Source organism: Streptomyces sp. NPDC030143 (assembly GCF_055573695.1).
Window position 1 is genome coordinate 70,662 of sequence record NZ_JBVIAY010000025.1, and the last position, 21,389, is coordinate 92,050.

Here is a 21,389-nt window from a genome sequence, read left to right on the forward strand (position 1 = left end):
TTGCTTTCCGGTTCAGTTTGTGTTTCCCACCAATGCGTAGGTCTGCGTGGCGATCTCCAGCTCCTCGTCCGTGGGCACCACGGCGACCTTGACCCGCGCGTCCGCGGGCGAGATGAGCCGCGGCTCGTCGCTCCGCACGGCGTTCAGCCCGGCGTCCACCGCGAGGCCCAGGGTCTCCAGGCCCGCGACGGCCGCCTCACGCACCGGTGCCGCGTTCTCCCCGACCCCGGCGGTGAACGCGATGGCGTCCACCCGGCCGAGGACGGCGCAATAGGCGCCGATGTACTTCCTCAGACGGTGAATGTAGATGTCGAAGGCGAGCTCCGCCCGGGCGTCGCCCTCGTCGATCCGCCGCCGGATCTCCCGCATGTCGTTGTCGCCGCACAGACCGATCAGCCCGCTCTTCTTGTTGAGAAGAGTGTCGATTTCGTCGATGGACATTCCGCCAACACGCGCCAAATGGAAGATGACGGCCGGGTCGGCGTCTCCGCAGCGGGTACCCATCACGAGGCCTTCGAGCGGGGTCAGTCCCATGGAGGTGTCGACGCACCTGCCGCCCCGCACGGCCGAGGCGGACGCCCCGTTGCCCAGGTGCAGCACGATGACGTTCACCTCCTCGGGCGCCTTCCCCAGCAGCTTCGCCGTGGCGCGGGAGACGTAGGCGTGCGAGGTGCCGTGGAAGCCGTAGCGCCGGATGCGGTGCTCGTCGGCCGTCTCCACGTCGATCGCGTAGCGCGCGGCCGACTCCGGCATCGTCGTGTGGAACGCGGTGTCGAACACGGCGACCTGGGGCAGGTCCGGGCGCAGCGCCCGCGCGGTGCGGATCCCGGTGAGGTTGGCCGGGTTGTGCAGCGGGGCCACCGGGATCAGCCGCTCGATCTCGGCGAGCACGGTGTCGTCGACGACCGTCGGCTCGGTGAAGTGCCGGCCGCCGTGCACCACCCGGTGGCCGATCGCGGCCAGTTCGGGCGAGTCCAGACCGATGCCGTCCCTGGCCAGCTCCTCGGCGACGGCCTTCAGAGCGGCGTCGTGGTCGGCGATGGGCCCGGTCCACTCCCGGGCCTCGCCGCCGGCGTGCAGGGGTGTGTGCCTGAGCCGGGAGGACTGCTCACCGATGCGCTCGACGAGCCCCACGGCCAGCCGGCCGCTGTCGCGCATGTCGAGCAGCTGGTACTTCACCGACGAGGAGCCGGAGTTGAGGACGAGGACACGGGTGGCGGTCACTGGAGGTTTGCCTTCTCGGTCGAGGTCTGGGCCTGGATGGCCGTGATGGCCACGGTGTTGACGATGTCCTGGACGAGGGCGCCCCTCGACAGGTCGTTGACCGGCTTGCGCAGACCCTGGAGCACGGGGCCGACGGCGATCGCGCCGGCCGAACGTTGCACCGCCTTGTAGGTGTTGTTGCCGGTGTTGAGGTCGGGGAAGATCAGCACGCTGGCCTGTCCGGCGACTTCGGAGTCCGGCAGCTTGGTGGCCGCGACGGACGGCTCGACGGCGGCGTCGTACTGGATCGGCCCCTCGATCCGCAGGTCGGGGCGGCGCGAGCGGACGAGTTCGGTGGCCTCCCGCACCTTGTCGACGTCGGCGCCGGAACCGGAGGTGCCCGTGGAGTACGACAGCATCGCGATCCGCGGCTCCACGCCGAACCGGGCGGCCGTCGCCGCAGACTGGATGGCGATGTCGGCGAGCTGCTCGGCGTTCGGGTCGGGGTTGACGGCGCAGTCGCCGTACACCAGCACCTTGTCGGCCAGGCACATGAAGAACACCGACGAGACGATGTCGGCGTCCGGCTTGGTCTTGATGATCTCGAAGGCGGGGCGGATGGTCGCGGCCGTGGAGTGCACCGAACCCGACACCATGCCGTCGGCGAGGCCCTCCTGGACCATCAGCGTCCCGAAGTAGTTCACGTCGGAGACGACGTCGTACGCCAGCTCCACGGTGACGCCCCTGTGGGCACGGAAGCCGGCGTACAGCTCGGCGAAGGAGTCGCGCAGCTCGCTGGTGGCGGGGTCGATCAACCGGCAGTCGCCGAGGTCGATGCCGAGGTCGGCGGCCTTCTTGCGGATGCCGTCGACCGGGCCCAGCAGGGTGAGGTCGCAGACGCCGCGGCGCAGCAGCACCTCGGCCGCGTGCAGCACCCGCTCCTCGGTGCCTTCGGGCAGCACGACGCGTCGCCGGTCGGAGCGGGCCTGCTCGAGGAGCTTGTGCTCGAACATCATCGGCGTCACACGGTCGCTGCTCGGCGCGGAGACCCGCTTGAGGAGGCCGGCGGTGTCGACGTGCCGCTCGAACAGGCCGAGCGCGGTCTCCGCCTTGCGCGGGGTGGCCGCGTTCAGCTTGCCCTCCAGGGAGAACAGCTGCTCGGCGGTGGGGAAGCTGTTGCCGGTCACCGACAGGACGGGCGTGCCGGGGGCGAGCCGGGCGGCGAGGGTGAGGACCGCGTCGCTGGGGACCTCGCCCAGGGTGAGCAGCATGCCGGCGATCGGCGGGGTGCCGGCGCTGTGCGCGGCGAGCGAGCCGACGACCAGGTCGGCGCGGTCGCCCGGGGTGACGACCAGGCAGCCGGGGGTCAGGGCGTCCAGGAAGTTCGGCAGCATCGCGCCGCCGAAGACGAAGCCGAGGGCGTCGCGGGCCAGACCCGAGTCGTCGCCGAGCAGCACCTTCGCCCCCAGGGCGTGGCTGACCTGCGCGACCGTCGGCGCGGACAGGGCGGGCTCGTCGGGCACCACGTAGCAGGGCACGGGCAGCCGGGAGGCGAGCCGCTCGGCTATCTCCTCGCGGTCCTCGCGGGCCACCCGGTTGGTCACCATGGCCAGCACGTCGCAGCCCAGCCCGTCGTAGGCGCGGAAGGCGTTGCGGGTCTCGGCGAGCACGGACTCCGTGGTCTGCCCCCGGCCGCCGACGACGGGGATCACGGAGGCGCCGAACTCGTTGGCCAGCCGGGCATTGAGCGAGAGCTCGTCCGGGAACTGCGTGTCGGCGTAGTCGGTGCCGAGGACGAGGACGACGTCGAAGTCGCGGGCCACGCGGTGGAAGCGGTCGACGAGCGTGGCGACCAGTTCGTCGGCGCCGCGCTCCGCCTGGAGGGCCGACGCCTCGTGATAGTCCATGCCGTAGACGGTCGCCGGGTCCTGCGACAGCCGGTAGCGTGCGCGCAGCAGCTCGAAGAGACGGTCCGGGCCGTCGTGGACGAGGGGACGGAAGACGCCGACCCGGTCGACCTGCCGGGTCAGCAGCTCCATGACCCCCAGCTCGACGACCTGGCGGCCGTCGCCGCGGTCGATCCCGGTGACGTACACGCTGCGCGTCACGTGTGCTCTCCCCTTCAGATGGCGGCATATGGCCGAGTACAAAAATCGCCCACCGAGGTGAGCAGAACCCTCTTGACAATACCCCGGTCCGTGGGTAAGGCGCCCGTCAAGAGACAGTGCCCTCGTCGGCGTGGAACAATCGGGAGTGGCTCACCGGCATCAACAGCGAGCAGGAGACACAGCACGATGCGCATCGGAGTTCTCACCGCAGGTGGCGACTGCCCCGGGCTGAACGCAGTGATCCGGTCGGTCGTGCACCGAGCGGTCGACAACTACGGCGACGAGGTCATCGGCTTCGAGGACGGCTACGCCGGACTCCTCGACCGCCGCTACCGCAGCCTCGACCTCAACGCCGTCAGCGGCATCCTGGCCCGCGGCGGCACGATCCTCGGTTCCTCCCGACTGGAACGCGACCGGCTGCGCGAGGCCTGCGAGAGCGCCGGCGACATGATCCACGACTTCGGCATCGACGCGCTGATCCCGATCGGCGGCGAGGGCACGCTCACCGCCGCGCGCATGCTGAGCGACGCCGGCCTGCCCGTCGTCGGCGTCCCGAAGACGATCGACAACGACATCTCCTCGACCGACCGCACCTTCGGCTTCGACACGGCGGTGGGCGTCGCCACCGAGGCGATGGACCGGCTGAAGACGACGGCCGAGTCCCACCAGCGCGTGATGGTGGTCGAGGTCATGGGCCGCCACGCCGGCTGGATCGCCCTGGAGTCCGGCATGGCCGCCGGTGCCCACGGCATCTGCCTGCCCGAGCGCCCCTTCGACCCCGCCGACCTGGTCAAGATGGTCGAGGAGCGCTTCGCCCGCGGCAAGAAGTTCGCCGTCATCTGCGTCGCCGAGGGCGCCCACCCCGCCGACGGAACCATGGACTACGGCAAGGGCGCGATCGACAAGTTCGGCCACGAACGCTTCCAGGGCATCGGCACCGCGCTGGCGTACGAGCTGGAGCGGCGCCTGGGCAAGGAGGCCCGGCCGGTCATCCTCGGCCACATCCAGCGCGGCGGCGTCCCCACCGCCTACGACCGCGTCCTCGCCACCCGCTTCGGCTGGCACGCCGTCGAGGCCGCGCACCGCGGCGAGTTCGGCCGGATGACGGCGCTGCGCGGCACCGACGTGGTGATGGTGCCGCTCGCCGAGGCGGTGACCGAGCTGAAGACGGTGCCGAAGGACCGCATGGACGAGGCCGAGTCGGTCTTCTGAGGGGTTCTTGCACGGTGACGCCTGATCAGGCCGCCCGGTCCGGTGCCGTGCATCGCAAGGCGGCGGAGAGGCCTGGTAGCGGAGCTACCGGGGCTTTCCGGCAACGCGGCGAGGTGCCCGGGCCGCGCGGCCCGGGCGGGCACAGTGCAAGGACGCCTCAGGCGTGCTTCGAACAGCCCGTCCGGCCCGCGACACCTGGCACGGCGCCTCGCCGCGTGGTCGGCGTCGTCCGCGTACACCCCGTACGCGGACGACCCCCCGCCGTGCGATGCACCCCCAGCCGCCCCCGCCGTCCAGGGCGCCCCAGAAGCGCTCGACGACCCCGTCCGCCCGCCGTCACCGGCCCCGGGTGTCCGGTACCCAGCGGTACACCAGCTCCGGGCGGCCCACCTGGCCGTACAGGGGCTTGCGTTCCGCCCGGCCCGCCTCCACCAGGTGCTCCAGATAGCGCCGGGCCGTGATCCGGGAGATCCCGACCGCCTCCGCGACGCCCGCCGCCGTCAGCCCCTCCTCCGTGTCCCGGACGGCGCCGGTCACCCGCTCCAGCGTCGGCGCGCTCAGCCCCTTGGGCAGGGCCGCCGGGCTCGGCGCCCGCAGCGCCGCCAGCGCGCGGTCGACCTCGTCCTGACCGCTCGCCTCACCCGCCGCGCCCCGGAACTGCGCGTACCGCACCAGCCGGTCCCGCAGCGTCGCGAACGTGAACGGTTTCAGGACGTACTGCACCACGCCCAGCGACACCCCCTCCCGCACCACCGTCAGATCCCGTGCGGACGTCACCGCGATCACGTCCGCGTGGTAACCGGCCGCCCGCAGGGAGCGGGCCAGTTGCAGACCGTGGCCGTCCGGCAGGTGCAGGTCGAGCAGCAGCAGGTCGACGGGCGTGCGGTCGAGCAGGCGGCGGGCCTCCGCGCCGGTGTGCGCCTTCCCGACCGCGACGAAGCCCGGGACCCGGCCGACGTACAGGACATGCGCGTCCGCGGCGACCGGGTCGTCCTCGACGACCAGCACCCGGATCGGTTCGTCCCCCGATCCGCCCGCTCTGCCCGGTCCCGCCGGTGTCCCCGATATGTCCGTCATCTCTCGCCTCCCGCCACCGGCGCGGAGACAGCCGTCGTCGAGCGCAACGGCAACCGCACCACGAACTCCGCCCCGCCCCCCTCGGCCTCCGCCACCGACAGCGCGCCCTCATGGCGGTGCACGGCCTGTCGTACCAGGGCCAGTCCCAGGCCCCGGCCGCCGGGGCCCGCCGGTTTGGTGGAGAAGCCGCGTTCGAAGACCTGCGAGGCGTGCGCGGGGTCGACCCCGGTGCCGGTGTCCGCCACCCGCAGCACCAGCTCGGAGTCCTCCGTGGCCGCCGTCACCGTCACCCGGGCGCGCACGCTGCCCTGCGCGGCGTCCACCGCGTTGTCGACGAGGTTGCCGAGGATCGTCACCAGGTCACGGGCCGGCAGGGTGTCGGGCAGCATGCCGTCGTCGAGGCCGCTGTCCTGCGACACCACCAGTTCCACGCCCCGCTCGTTCGCCTGGGCGGTCTTGCCGAGCAGCAGGGCCGCCAGCACCGGCTCGCTCACCGCGGCCACCACCTGGTCGGTCAGGGCTTGGGCCAGCTCCAGTTCGGCCGTCGCGAACTCCACCGCCTCCTCCGCCCGCCCCAGTTCGATGAGGGAGACGACCGTGTGCAGCCGGTTCGCGGCCTCGTGGGCCTGGGAGCGCAGTGCCTGGGTGAAGCCCCGCTCGGAGTCCAACTCGCCCATCAGCGACTGGAGTTCGGTCACGTCGCGCAGGGTCACGACCGTGCCGCGGCGCTCCCCGCCGGACACCGGGGAGGTGTTGACGACCAGCACCCGGTCAGCCGTCAGATGCACTTCGTCCACCCGGGGTCCGGAGGCCAGCAGCGCGCCGGTGAGCGGGGCGGGCAGGCCGAGTTCGGCGACCGAGCGGCCCACCACCTCCTCCGACACGCCGAGCAGTTCCCGCCCGCCGTCGTTGATCAGCGCCACCCGGAACTGGCCGTCCAGCATCAGCAGCCCCTCGCGCACCGCGTGCAGCGCCGCCTGGTGGTAGTCGTGCATCCGGCTCAGTTCGGCCGCGTTCATGCCGTGCGTGTGGCGGCGCAGCCGGGCGTTGATGACGTACGTGCCGACCGCGCCGAGCGCCAGCGCGCCCGCCGCCACCACGAGCAGCGCCGTCACCTGGTCCGACACCCGCTTGCTGATCGCCTCGACCTTGATGCCGGCGCTGACCAGGCCGATGATCCGCCGGTCGTCGCCCTCGACGGGGGTGACCGCGCGGACGGACGGGCCGAGGGTGCCGGTGTAGGTCTCGGTGAAGGTGTCGCCCTGCAGGGCGCGGGCGGTGTTGCCGCGGAAGTGCCGGCCGATCTCCCGCGCGTCGGGGTGGGTCCAGCGGATGCCGGCCGGATTCATGATCGTCACGAAGTCGACCTCGGTGTCCCGCATGACCCGCAGCGCGTACGGCTGGAGCCGCGCCGTCGGGTTCGCGGTGCCGATCGCCTCCCGCACGGAGGGGGAGTCCGCGACCGAGCGGGCCACGGCGGTGGCCTGCCGGCCCGCGGCCTCCTCGGCCTGGGCGCGGTCGCTGACGTACGTGAACAGCGCGTACCCCGCGACGAGGACCGTTATCAGCACCGCCTGCATGGCGAACAGCTGGCCTGCCAGGCTGCGGGGCCTCGGATAGGTGATGCGCATGTCGTCAGTGTGCCCCCGTGGTTAAGCGTGAACTAAATGAACGGAAGGGTGACCGCCCTCACAGCCCGGGAGATAGTCACCGCATCCCCCATATCTCCCCGGACGTGAGCCGCACGCCGGTGATGCCGACGAAGACGTCAAGGAGGGCAGCCGTGGCCGCCAGCAGCACCCCCCGAACGGCACCTGCCGCACCCGCCGCCCGGCGGGACCGCACCCACTACCTGTACATCGCGGTGATCATCGCGGTCGCCGCCGGTATCGCCGTGGGCCTGATCGCGCCCGACTTCGCGGTGGAGCTGAAGCCGATCGGCACGGGCTTCGTGAACCTGATCAAGATGATGATCTCGCCGATCATCTTCTGCACGATCGTGCTCGGCATCGGATCGGTCAGGAAGGCCGCCAAGGTCGGAGCCGTCGGCGGAATCGCCCTGGTCTACTTCACGATCATGTCGCTGGTGGCGCTCGGCATCGGTCTGGTCGTCGGCAACATCCTGGAGCCGGGCACCGGCCTCGCGATCACCGACGCGGTCAAGGAGACCGGCCAGGCGCAGGTGTCGGCGGAGGCCAAGGACACCACCGAGTTCCTGCTGGGCATCATCCCGACCACGATCGTCTCCGCCTTCACCGGCGGAGAGGTCCTCCAGACCCTGCTCGTCGCGCTGCTCGCGGGCTTCGCCCTGCAGGCCATGGGCTCCGCCGGGCAGCCGATCCTGCACGGGGTCGAGCACATCCAGCGCCTCGTCTTCCGCATCCTCGCCATGGTCATGTGGGCCGCCCCGATCGGTGCCTTCGGCGCCATCGCCGCCGTCACCGGTTCCGCCGGCGTCGACGCCCTGAAGAGCCTCGCCGTGCTGATGCTCGGCTTCTACGTCACCTGTGTGCTCTTCGTCTTCCTCGTCCTCGGCGCACTGCTGAAGATCGTCTCCGGGCTGAACATCTTCACGCTCTTCAAGTACCTGGGCCGAGAGTTCCTGCTGATCCTGTCCACCTCCTCCTCCGAGTCCGCGCTGCCGCGCCTCATCGCGAAGATGGAGCACCTCGGCGTCAGCAAGCCCGTCGTCGGCATCACCGTCCCGACCGGCTACTCCTTCAACCTCGACGGCACCATGATCTACATGACCATGGCCTCGCTGTTCATCGCCGACGCCATGGGCACGCCGATGTCGGTCGGCGAGCAGATCCCGCTCCTGCTCTTCCTGCTCGTCGCCTCCAAGGGCGCCGCCGGTGTCACCGGCGCCGGCCTCGCGACGCTGGCCGGCGGCCTCCAGTCGCACAAGCCCGCCCTGGTGGACGGCATCGGCCTCATCGTCGGCATCGACCGCTTCATGAGCGAGGCCCGCGCCCTGACCAACTTCGCCGGCAACGCCGTCGCCACCGTCCTCATCGGCACCTGGACGAAGGAGATCGACAAGGCCCGCGTCGCCCAGGTGCTGGGCGGCGAGGCGCCCTTCGACGAGAAGACCCTCCTCGACGACGAACACGGCAGCGCCCCGGCGGCCGAGGCGGACCTGCCCGAGCAGCGCGAGGGCGGCGAGAAGCAACTCGCCAAGGCCTGACCGTCCCGCGACTCCGGGTGTCCGGCTCCGCCTGAACCGGGGCCGGACACCCGGCCGACACCCCCGCTGTACCCGCCCCACCGACTCCGGGCGGCTGAGTGCTCCCCCGTAGCTCAGCCGCCCGGTTCCTTCGTGTCCGGGATCCTGGAGCCGCGAACAGAAGGGGAGCTCGGCTCGCGGGCCTCTGGAACGCCGCTCGCCGCGTAGCGGAAGCCCCTGGTGGCTTCCGCTACGAGAAGCTTCCGGCGCCTTGCGATCGCACGCACCGGACGCACGCGCAAGGGCCGCCACCTGAGCGCCGGCTCCCTCGAAAGCCGTCTGACGCCTGTCGGCGCCCGATGCCCCTCGAGGGAGCCGACGGGCGTCACACGGTGTGCCGCAGCCACCGCTGGAGGGCGGCGTTGACACTACCGGGAAGGTCGCTCAGCCGGTCGATGGCCTCCCTGTCCCCGGGGAGGGGCGGGATACCGGCCGCCGTCAGGGCCGCGTGCAGATCCAGACGCCGGCGGTCACGCGGGTCGAGGGGCAGGCCCAGGCGCTCGGCCGGGTTGGGCGGCGGCAGCAGGTAGTCGGTGTCCGCGTCCTCGGGCTGACCGGCGGCGGCCGGCCGGTCGGGCGCGGGGTCGTCCACGGCGTAGGGGTCGACGAACGTACGGGGCGAGCTGTGCTCGACGGCGACGGCGGTCACGTCTCTCCTCCTCGGCAACGGGTGCGGATCGCGTGGACGGCGTGTGCCCCACGGATGCGCGGATCTCGCGGAAGTGCGGATCTGCTGGACAGGAGCGCCGGGGGACCCGCACCGGTTGCGGTCGCGGCGAAACCTCACGCCTTCGGCGTCATCGGCAGTTCATCCTCCGGTCGGACCGGTGCGCCGGGGCCGGACCGAAGCTCACGCTCCCGGCGGACGGATGCCCGAAGGCGTTCCAGTTCCGCGCCCTCCAGCACCAGGTCCGCCGCGAGGGCCGAGTCCCGGGCCGTCTGCGGGCGGCTCGCGCCCGGAATCGGGACGACCGTGGGGGAGAGGGACAGCAGCCAGGCCAGGCAGACCTGCTGCGGACTCACCCCGCGCTCCCGGGCGATCGCGTGGAAGGCGTCGAGGCGCCGCTCGCCCGGCGCCGGCCGGGACGGGCCGTCCAGGGAACTGCGGGAGATGCCGCCCAGCGGGCTCCAGGGCAGGAAGGCCAGCCCCAGTTCGGCGCAGAGCCGCAGCTCGGGCTCGCTGTCGCCGATCGCCGGGGAGTACCGGTTCTGCACCGACACCAGCCGGTCGCCGAGGATCGCGCGGGCCCGCAGGATCTGGTCGGCGTCCGTGTTGGACACCCCGGCCAGCCGGACCTTGCCCTCGTCGACGAGGTCCCGCAGGGCGCCCACCGACTCCTCGAACGGCACCGCCGGGTCGGGCTTGTGGAACTGGTAGAGACCGATCGCCTCGACGCCGAGCCGCCGGAGCGAGGCCTCCGCGGCCCGCTTCAGACGACGCGGGTCGCCGTCGACGGTCCAGTCCGCGCCCGCGGGTCTGCCCCGGCCGCCCTTGGTCGCCACCAGCACGCCGTCCGTGGAACCGCCGTACGTGGCCAGCGCACGGGCCACGAGGTGCTCGTTGTGTCCGGGCTCGGCGCCGGGAAGGTGGTAGGAGTCGGCCGTGTCCAGCAGGGTCACGCCCGCGTCGAGCGCGGCGTGCACGGTGGCGAGGGCACGGGACTCGTCGGGGCGGCCCTCGATGGACAGCGGCATCGCACCGAGGCCGATCGCGCTCACGGAGAGGGAACCGAGGGAGCGGTGACGCATGTCAGGCGTCCTTTCCCGAGGTGGGGGCCGATCCCGCGGTCCCGGCCGCTTCCGGCGTGTCGGCCACTCCCGGGTTCTCGTCGGCCGGCGGCGTCCGGTCCGCTCCCGGGGTCCGGTCCGCTCCGGGTGTCCCGTCCGCTCCCGGGGTCCTGTCCGCTCCCGGTGTCCCGTTCAACCCAGACATCCCGGCCGCTCCCAGCGTCTCGGCCACCGCGCGCGGCAGCCAGCGGCGGGTGTGGCCGAAGGTGAAGCCGAGGCGCGTGGCGCGGGAGTTGTCCATGCCGTAGGCGCGGCTGAAGGCGAAGGGCGAGACCTCGCCGACCTCCACCTCCCGGAAGAGGACCCTGCCCCCGGTCAGCCGCGCGGCCACCGCGGCGCACAGGTCCTCCGTCGTCAGCGTCCCGTGCGAGGCCGCGTTGACCGGTCCCGTGAAGTCCTGGCCCACCGCCCAGAACAGGAAGTCGGCGATCTCCTCGACGTGGATGTAGGTCGCCGGCTGGTTCATCGGGGGCACGGCGATCGGCTCACCGGCGCCGATGCGGTCCGCGTAGTGCCGCAGCCGTCCGGTGAAGTCGTCGGCGCCGCCCAGCACATGGGCCACCCGCACCGCCGTGTACGGGAACGCGGGGTCGGACGCGAGGACCGCCTCCGCCTGCCGCTTGCCCTCGCCGTAGTGCGTGTCGAGGAAATCCGGGTCGCCCCAGGGCAGTTCGAGGTCGACGGTGACGGTCCCCGGATCGACGTCCGACTCGCGCACCGGGGCGAGGGAGTCCTCGTACTCGTACACCTCGACGGTCGACGTCATCACGTACCGGCGGGTGCGGCCGCCGAAGACGCGCAGGGCCGTCGCCGCCTGGCGCGGGGTGTAGCAGACCTGGTCGACGACGACGTCGAAGGTGCGCGCGCCGAGCGCAGCGGTCAGACAGGCCTCGTCGTCGCGGTCGGCGACCAGGTGCCGTGTGCCCTTCGGCGGCGGTGCCGAACCGCGGTTGAGGACGGTGACCCGGTCCCCGGCGGCGAGCAGCCGGGCGATGAGGCGCTTGCCGAAGTAGCGGTTCCCGCCGATGACCAGTACGTCTCGGGGCTCTCCCCCGCGTGCCGTGTCCATGGCCATAATTCTCCCGGCGTGATCATCCGTTCTGAAGGGGGAACCATGGGAGTTGCGGCCGAGGCACCGAAAGAACAACGGCATCTGCGCGCCGCCGCCGGTGAAACGTCGGTGGCCTTCGACGCGCTGGACCGGCAGATCCTGGAACTCCTCCAGACCGACGGCCGGATCAAGCTCAGCGAGCTGGGCCGGCGGGTCCGGCTGAGCCCCGCGGCGGTCACGGAACGGGTGCGCCGACTGGAGGCGGCCGGTGTGATCGGCGGCTACTCCGCGCAGGTCGTCCCGGCCCGCCTCGGATACGGCATCCAGGCGTTCATCAGGGTCAACCCGCACGGCGGTTACACCCTGAAGCACCCGAGGACCCTGGAGCTGATGACGCGGCCCGAGATCACGGAGGTGCACCACGTGGTCGGCGAGGACTGCTGGATCCTCAAGGTCGCCGTCCGGGACACGGTCCATCTCGAGGAGGTGCTCGAGGAGATCTCGGCCCTGGGCCGCACGACGACGTCGATCGTGCTGACCTCGCCGGTGGAGCGCAAACCGCTCTTGCCTTGACGTCGGCGTCAAGGCGTACGTTCGACGCCATGCGAATCGGCGAGCTGGCCGCTCGGGCCGGAACCACGACGCGGACGTTGCGGTACTACGAGTCGCGCGGGCTGCTGCCCGCGCGGCGCGGGGAGAACGGGCACCGGACCTACGACGAAAGCGATCTGCGGCTGTTGCGGCAGATCAGGACGTTGCAGGGCTTCGGTTTCGACCTCGAGGAGACACGGCCCTTCGTGGAGTGTCTGCGGGCCGGGCACCCCGAGGGTGACTCCTGCCCCGCCTCGCTCGCGGTCTACCGGCGCAAGCTGGACGAGCTGGACGCGCTCATCGGCCAGCTGCGGGCGGTGCGCGAGCAGGTCGCCGGGCAGCTCGTGCGCGCGGAGCTGGCCGCCGGTACGCCGGTTCCGGGGGGTCCGGAACCCGGGTGCGAGCTGGGAGGCCGGGAATGGTGAACGACGTGACGGACGCGGATTTCGAGACCGAGGTGATCGGATCGGATCTGCCGGTGCTGGTGGAGTTCACCGCCGACTGGTGTCCGCCGTGCCGGCAGATGGGGCCGGTGCTCAAGGCCCTCGCCGCCGAGGAGGGGGACCGGCTGAAGGTGGTGCAGCTGAACGTGGACGCCAATCCGACGACCACCAACGCGTACAAGGTGCTGTCGATGCCGACCTTCATGGTCTTCCAGAACGGCGAGCCCGTGCGGTCGATGGTGGGCGCCCGGCCCAAGCGCCGACTGCTCGAGGAGCTGTCCGAAGTACTCCGAGCCGATGCCTGAGAGGTCCTTGCACCAGGCCCGCCCGGGCCGCGCGGCCTGATCAGGCGCGTCAGGGGGCAAGGACCCGCAAGAGCGTAAAAGAAATCCCCCGGCATTGCGCTCGGGGGATTTCTCTGCGTATATTCGATGGTTCGCGACCTGAGGTGAATCACGTCGCAATAGAAGTTCAGTGAGCAAAGTATATCCGGGCGGGAGCGGAATTGTCAAACACCGGCTTTCCAGACAGTGAATTGCGGCGGGAACAGGAATTCATCGACGGCCTGTACGCCCGCGTGGACGCCCTGCGCGGCGACACCGAGAGCTCCGTCACGGACGCCCTCGCCCAGGGCGACACCCCCATGCAGGCGCGGCTGGAGCGGGACATCCTGGTCGCCGAACGCTCGGGACTGCTCGCCGCGCTCAACGCCGTCGACGGCTCCCTCTGCTTCGGCCGGATCGACCTGGCCTCCGGCGCCAGCCACCACATCGGCCGCATCGGACTGCGCCGCGACGACGCCGAGCGCACCCCCGTCCTCGTCGACTGGCGCGCCGACGTCGCCCGCCCCTTCTACCTGGCCACCGGCCACACCCCGATGGGCCTGCGCCGCCGTCGGCACATCTCCACCGAGGGCCGCCGGGTCACCGCCCTGCACGACGAGTTCCTCGACCTCGGCGACGCCACCCGCACCGGCCACGAGGACCCGGCGGGCGACGCCGTGCTGCTCGCCGCGCTCGACGCCGCCCGCACCGGCCGCATGCACGACATCGTGCAGACCATCCAGGCCGAACAGGACCGCATCATCCGCGCCCCGCACCGAGGGGTGCTGGTCGTCGAGGGCGGCCCCGGCACCGGCAAGACGGCCGTCGCCCTGCACCGCGCCGCGTACCTCCTCTACGAACACCGCGAGCTGCTCGCCCGGCGCGCCGTGCTGATCGTCGGCCCCAACCCCGCCTTCCTCGGCTACATCGGCGAGGTGCTGCCCGCGCTGGGCGAGACCGGCGTGCTGCTCGCCACCGTCGGCGAGCTCTACCCGGGCGTGCGGGCGACGGCCGCCGACACGCCCGAGGCGGCCGCCGTGAAGGGCCGCGCCGACATGGCCGACGTCCTCGCCGCCGTCGTACGCGACCGGCAGGTGCTGCCCGACCCGGTGATCACCGTCGAGCACGAGCGCGAGGTGCTGATGCTCGACGACGGGCTCGTCGGCGTCGCCCGGGAGCGCGCCCGGGCCTCCGGGCTGCCGCACAACGTGGCCCGCGAGCACTTCGAGGGCCACATCCTCAACACCCTCACCGAGCTGTACGCCGAACGCGTCGGCACCGACCCCTACGACGGCACGAACCTCCTCGACCCCAGCGACATCACCCAGATCCGCGACGACCTCGCCGAGAACCCCGAGGTGTGGTCGGCCATCGACCAGCTGTGGCCGGTGCTCACCCCGCAGCGTGTGGTCGCCGACTTCCTCGCCGACCCCGGGGAACACCTCGGCGACGAGGACGCGGCCGCCGTCCGCCGCCCGGTGACCCGGGCCTGGACGGTCGCGGACGTCCCGCTGCTCGACGAGGCCGCCGAACTCCTCGGCGAGGACGACCGGTCGGCCCGCGCCCGCGCCGAACGCGAGCGCGCGACCCAGATCGCCTACGCGCAGGGCGTGCTCGACGTCTCCTACGCCTCCCGCACCTACGAGTTCGAGGACAAGGAGGACAGCGACCCCGACGGCTCGGAGGTCCTGTCCGCGCACGACATCATCGACGCCGAGCGCTTCGCCGAACGCCACGAGGAGGACGACCACCGCAGCGCCGCCGAACGCGCGGCGGCCGACCGGACCTGGGCGTTCGGTCACATCATCGTCGACGAGGCGCAGGAGCTGTCCCCGATGGCCTGGCGGCTGCTCATGCGGCGCAGCCCCACCCGCTCGATGACCCTCGTCGGCGACCCCGCCCAGACCGCGGAGGCGGCCGGCGTCGGCTCGTGGGCGGAGATCCTCGAGCCGTACGTCGACGACCGCTGGGAGCACACCCGGCTGGGCGTCAACTACCGCACCCCGGCCGAGATCATGGAGGTCGCGGCGGCCGTCGTCCGCGCCGAGGACCCCGACTTCGAACCGCCCGGCTCGGTGCGCTCCACCGGCGTACGGCCGTGGGCGCGCGCCACCGACGACCTGCCCGGCGCGGTCGCCGAGGCCGTCGCCGAACTCACCCCCGCCGAGGGGCGGCTCGCGGTGATCGCCCCGCGCGCGCTGCACCGGAGCCTGGCCGCCCGGCTGGACGGGGTGACGGCGGGCGCCGAACCCGACCTGACCCGCACGGTCGTCCTCCTCGACCCCCGCCAGTCCAAGGGCCTGGAGTTCGACTCCGTCCTCGTGGTGGAGCCGGCCGAGTACGGCACCAGCGACCTGTACGTCGCCCTGACCCGGGCCACCCAGCGGCTGGGCGTCGTCCACAGCGGGGAGCTGCCCAAGGCCTTGGCCGAGACCTTCTCATAACGGGCGATCACACGGACGTAACAGTTCACGCCGTGATCACTGCGCGTGCACGGCCGGTGCGGTAAGCGTGTGCGGTATGGACGTCCGACCCCACACCCCCGCCCCGGCCGACAGCCCCGCGCTCGGGTCGCTGCCCGTCGAACCGCTGCTCACCGCCGAGTTCGACGCCGACCCGGGAGCGGTGTACGAGCGGCTGCGGCGCACCCACGGCCCCGTCGCGCCGGTCGGACTGATGGGCGTACCGGTGTGGCTGGTCCTGGAGTACCGGGAGGTGCTGGAGGTCCTGCGCAACGAGAGCCAGTGGCGGCGCGACGTACGCCACTGGCGGGCCCGGGCCCAGGGCGCACTGCCGCCCGATTGGCCGCTGCTGGCGGGCTACGAGGTACGCCAGACGATGTTCATGGACGAGGAGGAGCACCGGGCGGCCCGCCGCACCCACCACGCCGCCCTGCGCCCCTTCCAGGACGCCCGCAGCCCCGAGGGCTGGGAGCTGCGCGCGGCCGTCGCCCGGTACGCCGACGAGCTGGTCGGCCTGCTCGCCGCGGAGTCCGGGCGGGCGGGCTTCGCCGACCTCGGCGCGCAGTACACACGGCCCCTGCTGCTGATGGTCACCACCCGACTGTTCGGCTGCCCGGTCGAGCTGGGCGACGAACTGGTCATGGACCTGTGGCGGATGCTCGACGGCGGCCCCGACGCGGGCGCCGCCACCACCCGCGCCCTGGCCTCCTTCACCCGGCTCGCCGCCCACCGCAGGTCCCGGCCCGGCGACGACCTCACGTCCTACCTGCTGCTCGCCGACCCGGACCTCAGCGACGAACAGCTCGGCCGGGAGCTGTTCATGAACGCCGTCTACCTCAACGACATCACCGGCAACATGGTCCTCAACACCCTGGTGGAGGTGTTGCGCGGCAACGCCACCGTCCGCCGCAGCCTCTCCGCCGGGCAGCTCGGCGAGACCGTCGACCGGGCCGCCCTCGCCAACCCCCCGGTCGCCAACCTGTGCTTCCGCTTCGCCGCCCGGGACGTACGGCTCGGCAACGTGTGGATCCGCGCCGGCGACGCCGTCTCCCCGTCCGCGGCCGCCGCCCACCGCGACCTGCTCGCGATCGGCTCCTCCCCGATGGTCGGCTCCACCGTGTCCACCTGCGCCCACCTCGGCTGGGGCGCCGGCTCCCACCAGTGCCCGGCGGCGGCCCGCGAACTGGGCTCGCTGATCGTGACCACCGCCGTCGGCCGCCTCGTCGAGCACTTCGCCCGTGCCGAACTGGCCCTCCCGCACGACCAGTTGCCCTGGCGCTCCGGGCCGGTGGTCCGCGGCCTGCGGGTCCTGCCGGTGCGCTACGAACTCGCCCCCGACGCCCTCCCGGCCCGCCGCCCCGACGCCCGGCAGCCCCCGTCCGGCCCCGACGGGCAGACGAAGGGGCTGCTGGCGGCGCTGCGGCGGCTGATGCCCGGCGGGAAGAAGGGCTTCCCGCAGCCGTAGCGGCTCAGGGCTGCGGACGAAAGGGGAGCCGGGCTCCCCTTTCGTCCGGAGTTCTCAGGCGGGCCGCAGCCACACCGTGGCCAGCGGCGGCAGGGTCAGCCGGATGCTCGCCGGGCGGCCGTGCGCGCCGTGCGGCTCCGGCTTGACCGGGTGCGGATGGCCGACGTCGCTGCCGCCGTACCGCAGCGCGTCCGTGTTGAGGACCTCGCGCCAGGCGGGGACGTCGTCGGGCACGCCGACGCGGTAGTCGGGGCGGACGACCGGGGAGAAGTGGGAGACCGCGAGCAGCGGCGTGCCGCCGGCGTCGTAGCGCAGGAACGCCAGGACGTTGTCGTCGGCCGCGTCGCCGACCACCCACTGGAAGCCGGCGGGTTCGGTGTCCCGCTGCCACAGGGCCGGTGTCTCCCGGTAGACGGCGTTGAGGTCGCGGACGAGGTCGCGTACGCCCCGGTGGTCGGCCTCGGCGCCGTAGGCCGGATCGAGGAGCCACCAGTCGGGCCCGTGCGCCTCCGACCACTCCGCGCCCTGCGCGAACTCCTGCCCCATGAACAGCAACTGCTTGCCCGGGTGCGCCCACATGAAGGCCAGGTAGGCGCGCAGGTCGGCGCGCTGCTGCCACCAGTCGCCCGGCATCTTCGACACCAGCGACCGCTTCCCGTGCACGACCTCGTCGTGGGATATCGGCAGGACGTAGTTCTCGCTGTACGCGTAGACCATCGAGAAGGTCATCTCGTGGTGGTGGTACGCGCGGTGCACGGGCTCGTGGCTCATGTACTGGAGCGAGTCGTGCATCCAGCCCATGTTCCACTTCAGTCCGAATCCGAGCCCTCCGAAGCCGCTCGGCCCCGGGTGGTGGGTGGCTCGGGTGACACCGTCCCAGGCCGTGGACTCCTCGGCGATCGTCACGACGCCCGGGTTCCTGCGGTACACCGTGGCGTTCATCTCCTGGAGGAAGGCCACCGCGTCCAGGTTCTCCCGGCCGCCGCGCTCGTTCGGCGTCCACTGGCCCGGCTCGCGCGAGTAGTCCAGGTAGAGCATCGAGGCGACGGCGTCGACGCGCAGCCCGTCGATGTGGAACTCCTCGCACCAGTACGAGGCGTTCGCCACCAGGAAGTTGCGCACCTCGCGCCGCCCGAAGTCGAACTCCAGCGTCCCCCAGTCGGGGTGCGCCGCCCGCAACGGGTCGGAGTGCTCGTACAGGGGCCGCCCGTCGAACTCCGCGAGCGCCCAGTCGTCGCGCGGGAAGTGCGCCGGCACCCAGTCCATCAGCACGCCGATGCCGGCCCGGTGCAGGGAGTCCACCAGGAACCGGAAGTCGTCGGGCGTGCCGAGCCGGGCGGTCGGCGCGTAGAACCCGGTCACCTGGTAGCCCCACGAGCCGCCGAAGGGATGCTCCGCGACGGGCATCAGCTCGACATGGGTGAACCCCATGTCCTTGACGTAGGAGGTCAGCTGCTCGGCCAGTCGTCGGTAGGTCGACCCCGGCCGCCAGGAGGGCAGGTGCACCTCGTAGACGGAGAACGGCGCCTCGTGCGCGGGTGTCTCCGCCCGGCGCGCCATCCACTCCGCGTCGCCCCACGCGTAGTCCGAGGAGGTCACGATCGACGAGGTGGCGGGTGGCGCCTCGGTACGGCGGGCCATCGGGTCGGCGCGCAACGTGTGCGAACCGTCGGGCCGGGTGATGTCGAACTTGTACAGTTCGCCCTCCCCGACACCCGGCACGAACAGTTCCCAGACGCCGGAGGAGCCGAGCGAACGCATCGGGTACCCGGTGCCGTCCCAATGGTTGAAGGTGCCGGCCAGCCGCACCCCGCGCGCGTTCGGCGCCCACACCGAGAAGCGGGTGCCGGTCACGCCCTGGTGGGTCATCGGGTGCGCGCCGAGCACCGTCCACAACTGTTCGTGCCGGCCCTCGCCGATGAGATGCAGGTCGAGGTCGCCCAGCGTGGGCAGGAGCCGGTACGCGTCCTCGGTCTCCACCTCCGCGCTCTCGTAGCGCACGTGCAGCCGGTAGGCCGGGACCTCGCCCGGGGGGAGCAGCCCGGAGAAGAAGCCGTCACCGTCGTCGTGCAGGTCGGCCCGCAGGTCGCCGGCCACGACGGTGACCGCCAGCGCGTACGGCCGGAAGGCCCGGACCGCGATCCCGCCGGGCACGGGATGCGCGCCCAGCACGGAGTGCGGGTCGTGGTGGGTGCCGAGCAGGAGCCGCTCGCGGTCGGCGGCGGGGAGGTGCGGGGGTGCGGCGGGGGTCTGCGGGGGTGCGGCCGGGGTCCTGCTCGGCGGGCCGGCCTCGCCGCCCCCGGTGGCCCGGGCCGCCTTGGTGGCCCCGGACGTCCTGGCGGTCTGCGGGGCGGCCGCGTCACCGGCCTTCTTCGCGGCGACCTTCCTGACCGCCGACTTCTCGGCCGCCGTCTCGCCGGCCGTGGTTTTCCTGGCCGCGGTCTTCTTTGCCGCTGTCTCGTCGGCCGGGGTCTTCTTGGCCGCCGTCCCGTCGGCCGGGGTCTTCTTGGCCGCCGTCTTCTTGACCGCTGTCTCGTCGGACGCGCTTTTCCTGGCCACCGTCTTCTTGGCCACCGTTTGTCGGGCCGCTGCCTTCTTCGTCACGGCCTTCCTTTTCGGGTTCTTCGGGTCGGAACCGCCGGACGAAGGACTGGGGGTCACGGACGAAGCCTCCTCAGATCTGGTCGGACGCGGCGAGCCGGTGTATCGCGGCGAGCGGGACGGGGAGCCAGTCGGGGCGGTGCCGTGCCTCGTACACGACCTCGTAGACGGCCTTGTCCGTCTCGTAGGCCCGCAGCAGCACCGGATCGGTGCGCGGGTCGGTGCCCGCCACCTCGGCGTACCCGGAGCAGTACGCCGCCCGGCACGCCTCGGCCCAGCCCGGGGCGGGCGCGCCGGCCGAGTGGGCGGCGTAGTCGAAGGAGCGCAGCATCCCCGCCACGTCCCGCACCGTCGGCTGGGGCATCCGCCGCTCGGCCAGCGGCCGGGCCGGCTCGCCCTCGAAGTCGATCAGCGCCCACTCCCCGGAGGGCGCGCGCAGGCACTGTCCCAGGTGCAGGTCGCCGTGGACCCGCTGGGCGGTCCAGGTGTGGCCCTCGGCCGCCAGGTCGGCCAGCGCCGTGAAGGCGGTGCGCAGTGCGGGAGAGTACGGGCGCAGCGCGGGCACCGCCTGTGCCGCCGCGTCGAGCCGCGTCACCATGCCCTCCACCAGCGGCCCCAGCTGGGCCTGGCCCAGGGTCGCCGTGGGCAGCGCGCGGGCGAGCGCCGTGTGCACCTCTGCGGTGGCGCGGCCCAGCGCCCGCGCCTCGGCGCCGAAGTCCTCGCCCTTGGCCAGCTCGCGCAGCGCCAGCTCCCAGCCGTCCGCCGCGCCCTGCACGAACGGCTGGAGCACGCCCAGGACGTACGACTCGCCCGCGCCTTCCTCCAGGTCCGCGAGCAGCCACGCGGTCGGTGCGGGCACCCGGGGGCAGCCCTCGCGGGCCAGCGCCAGCGGCAGCTCCAGGTCGGGATTGACGCCGGGCACCACCCGGCGCAGCAGCTTCAGAATGAACGTATCTCCATAGACGACCGACGAGTTCGACTGTTCGGACGTCAGCCGGCGCGGCACGAGGCCGGACCGTATCTCCTGTGCGGGATCCCGCTCGCAGCGCAGCGCGCCGATCCGGGCGCCGGTCCGCAGCGCCTCCAGCAGGACCTCGGAGGGCCGGGTGTCGTACAGGGCGTCGTAGACCGTGCGGCCGGCGAGCGGGCCGTCCGGCACGTGTCCGATCAGTGCGGGCGCCAGCCGCGGGGGCAGCGCCTCGCGGACGCCGACCAGGAGCTGGTAGCAGTCTCCCGGGCCGGTGCCCTGGTGTGCGCGCACGAGCAGGTGGTACAGGCCGAGCCTGGAGCCGGCCGGCAGCAGCTCGGTGGCCGCCACCAGCGAGAACCCGGTGACCGGACTCCCCTTGCCGGCGAACCAGCGCTGCCGAGGCAGCCACTCCCGCAGCAGGGGGGCCAGTGACGCGAGGAGGCCGGGGCTCGTCGTGCCGGAAAGGGTGACCGTTTCCGCCATGGCGTCACATTCCTTTCCCCGGGGGGTCGGGGTGTTACTGATGCGTGCCCCGGGCGGGGCGGGGGAAACCGCCCCGCCGTCGGGTTCTAGACGGCGTCCCTGCGGAGCCGGAACCAGTAGAAGCCGTGCCCTGCGAGGGTGAGCAGGTAGGGCAGCTCGCCGATCGCGGGGAAGCGGACCCCGCCGAACAACTCGACCGGGAAGCGGCCCTTGAACCGGCGCAGGTCCAGTTCGGTGAACTGGGCGAAGCGCGAGAAGTTGTGGACGCACAGGACCAGGTCGTCCTCGTACTCGCGCAGGAAGGCGAGGACGGCCGGGTTGGAGGAGGACAGCTCGGTGTAGGAGCCGAGTCCGAAAGCGGGGTTCTGCTTGCGGATCTCGATCAT

Annotated in this window: 16 protein-coding genes and 1 pseudogene; 7 read left to right on the forward strand and 10 right to left on the reverse strand. The window is 72.4% G+C overall.

The window, feature by feature from the left end; translation table 11 throughout:
- Positions 1–12: 12 nt before the first annotated feature.
- Together ACZ4YY_RS31590 and pta are read right to left on the reverse strand one after the other, a co-directional pair.
- On the reverse strand, positions 13–1,224 hold the full coding sequence (locus tag ACZ4YY_RS31590; RefSeq protein ID WP_468298136.1) for an acetate kinase: 1,212 nt from the start codon (positions 1,222–1,224) through the stop codon (positions 13–15).
- Positions 1,221–3,311 (reverse strand): phosphate acetyltransferase, encoded by a 2,091-nt coding sequence (gene pta / locus ACZ4YY_RS31595; protein ID WP_468298138.1) that lies wholly within the window; start codon positions 3,309–3,311, stop codon positions 1,221–1,223. The genes ACZ4YY_RS31590 and pta overlap by 4 nt, the downstream gene beginning before the upstream one ends.
- 186 nt (positions 3,312–3,497) lie before the next feature.
- On the opposite strand from pta, the gene ACZ4YY_RS31600 reads away from it, so the two are divergent.
- Positions 3,498–4,523 (forward strand): ATP-dependent 6-phosphofructokinase, encoded by a 1,026-nt coding sequence (locus ACZ4YY_RS31600; protein WP_468298140.1) that lies wholly within the window; start codon positions 3,498–3,500, stop codon positions 4,521–4,523.
- Between the two features lie 336 nt (positions 4,524–4,859).
- Here the strand turns inward: ACZ4YY_RS31600 and ACZ4YY_RS31605 are convergent, their stop codons facing one another.
- Together ACZ4YY_RS31605 and ACZ4YY_RS31610 are read right to left on the reverse strand one after the other, a co-directional pair.
- Entirely contained in the window at positions 4,860–5,600 is a 741-nt protein-coding gene (locus ACZ4YY_RS31605) for a response regulator (protein ID WP_468298142.1), read from the reverse strand.
- Complete coding sequence (locus ACZ4YY_RS31610) at positions 5,597–7,231, reverse strand: sensor histidine kinase (RefSeq protein WP_468298144.1); 1,635 nt, start codon at positions 7,229–7,231, stop codon at positions 5,597–5,599. Before ACZ4YY_RS31610 ends, ACZ4YY_RS31605 begins: the two co-directional genes overlap by 4 nt.
- A 122-nt stretch (positions 7,232–7,353) precedes the next feature.
- Here ACZ4YY_RS31610 and ACZ4YY_RS31615 point away from each other — a divergent pair, with 122 nt between their 5' ends.
- A complete protein-coding gene (locus tag ACZ4YY_RS31615; protein ID WP_468298175.1) occupies positions 7,354–8,787 on the forward strand; it encodes a cation:dicarboxylate symporter family transporter in 1,434 nt (477 codons plus the stop codon).
- A 364-nt stretch (positions 8,788–9,151) separates the two neighbouring features.
- On the opposite strand, the gene ACZ4YY_RS31620 is transcribed toward ACZ4YY_RS31615, so the two are convergent.
- From ACZ4YY_RS31620 to ACZ4YY_RS31630, 3 genes and pseudogenes are all read right to left on the reverse strand, one after another.
- The gene (locus ACZ4YY_RS31620; RefSeq protein WP_468298146.1) at positions 9,152–9,475 is read right to left on the reverse strand and encodes a hypothetical protein; all 324 of its coding nucleotides are present in this window, start codon (positions 9,473–9,475) and stop codon (positions 9,152–9,154) included.
- A 134-nt stretch (positions 9,476–9,609) separates the two neighbouring features.
- Complete coding sequence (locus tag ACZ4YY_RS31625; RefSeq protein ID WP_468298148.1) at positions 9,610–10,575, reverse strand: aldo/keto reductase; 966 nt, start codon at positions 10,573–10,575, stop codon at positions 9,610–9,612.
- Positions 10,576–10,768: 193 nt separating this feature from the next.
- Positions 10,769–11,683 (reverse strand): annotated as a pseudogene (locus ACZ4YY_RS31630) (NAD-dependent epimerase/dehydratase family protein); the annotation flags it as partial.
- A 45-nt stretch (positions 11,684–11,728) separates the two neighbouring features.
- Here ACZ4YY_RS31630 and ACZ4YY_RS31635 point away from each other — a divergent pair.
- The 5 genes from ACZ4YY_RS31635 (at position 11,729) to ACZ4YY_RS31655 (ending at position 16,949) form a co-directional block, all read left to right on the forward strand.
- Positions 11,729–12,238, forward strand: a complete 510-nt coding sequence (locus tag ACZ4YY_RS31635) for an Lrp/AsnC family transcriptional regulator (protein ID WP_468298150.1) — start codon at positions 11,729–11,731, stop codon at positions 12,236–12,238.
- A gap of 29 nt (positions 12,239–12,267) precedes the next feature.
- On the forward strand, positions 12,268–12,681 hold the full coding sequence (locus tag ACZ4YY_RS31640) for a MerR family transcriptional regulator (protein ID WP_468298152.1): 414 nt from the start codon (positions 12,268–12,270) through the stop codon (positions 12,679–12,681).
- A complete protein-coding gene (gene trxA / locus ACZ4YY_RS31645) occupies positions 12,675–13,004 on the forward strand; it encodes a thioredoxin (RefSeq protein ID WP_468298154.1) in 330 nt (109 codons plus the stop codon). Before ACZ4YY_RS31640 ends, trxA begins: the two co-directional genes overlap by 7 nt.
- A gap of 230 nt (positions 13,005–13,234) precedes the next feature.
- Entirely contained in the window at positions 13,235–15,466 is a 2,232-nt protein-coding gene (locus ACZ4YY_RS31650) for a HelD family protein (RefSeq protein WP_468298156.1), read from the forward strand.
- A 76-nt stretch (positions 15,467–15,542) separates the two neighbouring features.
- Positions 15,543–16,949, forward strand: coding sequence for a cytochrome P450 family protein (locus ACZ4YY_RS31655; protein WP_468298157.1), 1,407 nt, complete (start codon positions 15,543–15,545; stop codon positions 16,947–16,949).
- A 54-nt stretch (positions 16,950–17,003) separates the two neighbouring features.
- Here the strand turns inward: ACZ4YY_RS31655 and glgB are convergent, their stop codons facing one another.
- From glgB to ACZ4YY_RS31670, 3 genes are all read right to left on the reverse strand, one after another.
- A complete protein-coding gene (glgB, locus tag ACZ4YY_RS31660) occupies positions 17,004–19,610 on the reverse strand; it encodes a 1,4-alpha-glucan branching enzyme (protein ID WP_468298159.1) in 2,607 nt (868 codons plus the stop codon).
- Positions 19,611–19,623: 13 nt separating this feature from the next.
- Positions 19,624–21,003: a maltokinase N-terminal cap-like domain-containing protein gene (locus ACZ4YY_RS31665; protein ID WP_468298161.1), complete on the reverse strand. Its 1,380-nt coding sequence runs from the start codon at positions 21,001–21,003 to the stop codon at positions 19,624–19,626.
- Between the two features lie 86 nt (positions 21,004–21,089).
- On the reverse strand, positions 21,090–21,389 hold a 300-nt coding region (locus tag ACZ4YY_RS31670), incomplete at its 5' end, for an alpha-glucosidase C-terminal domain-containing protein (protein WP_468298163.1).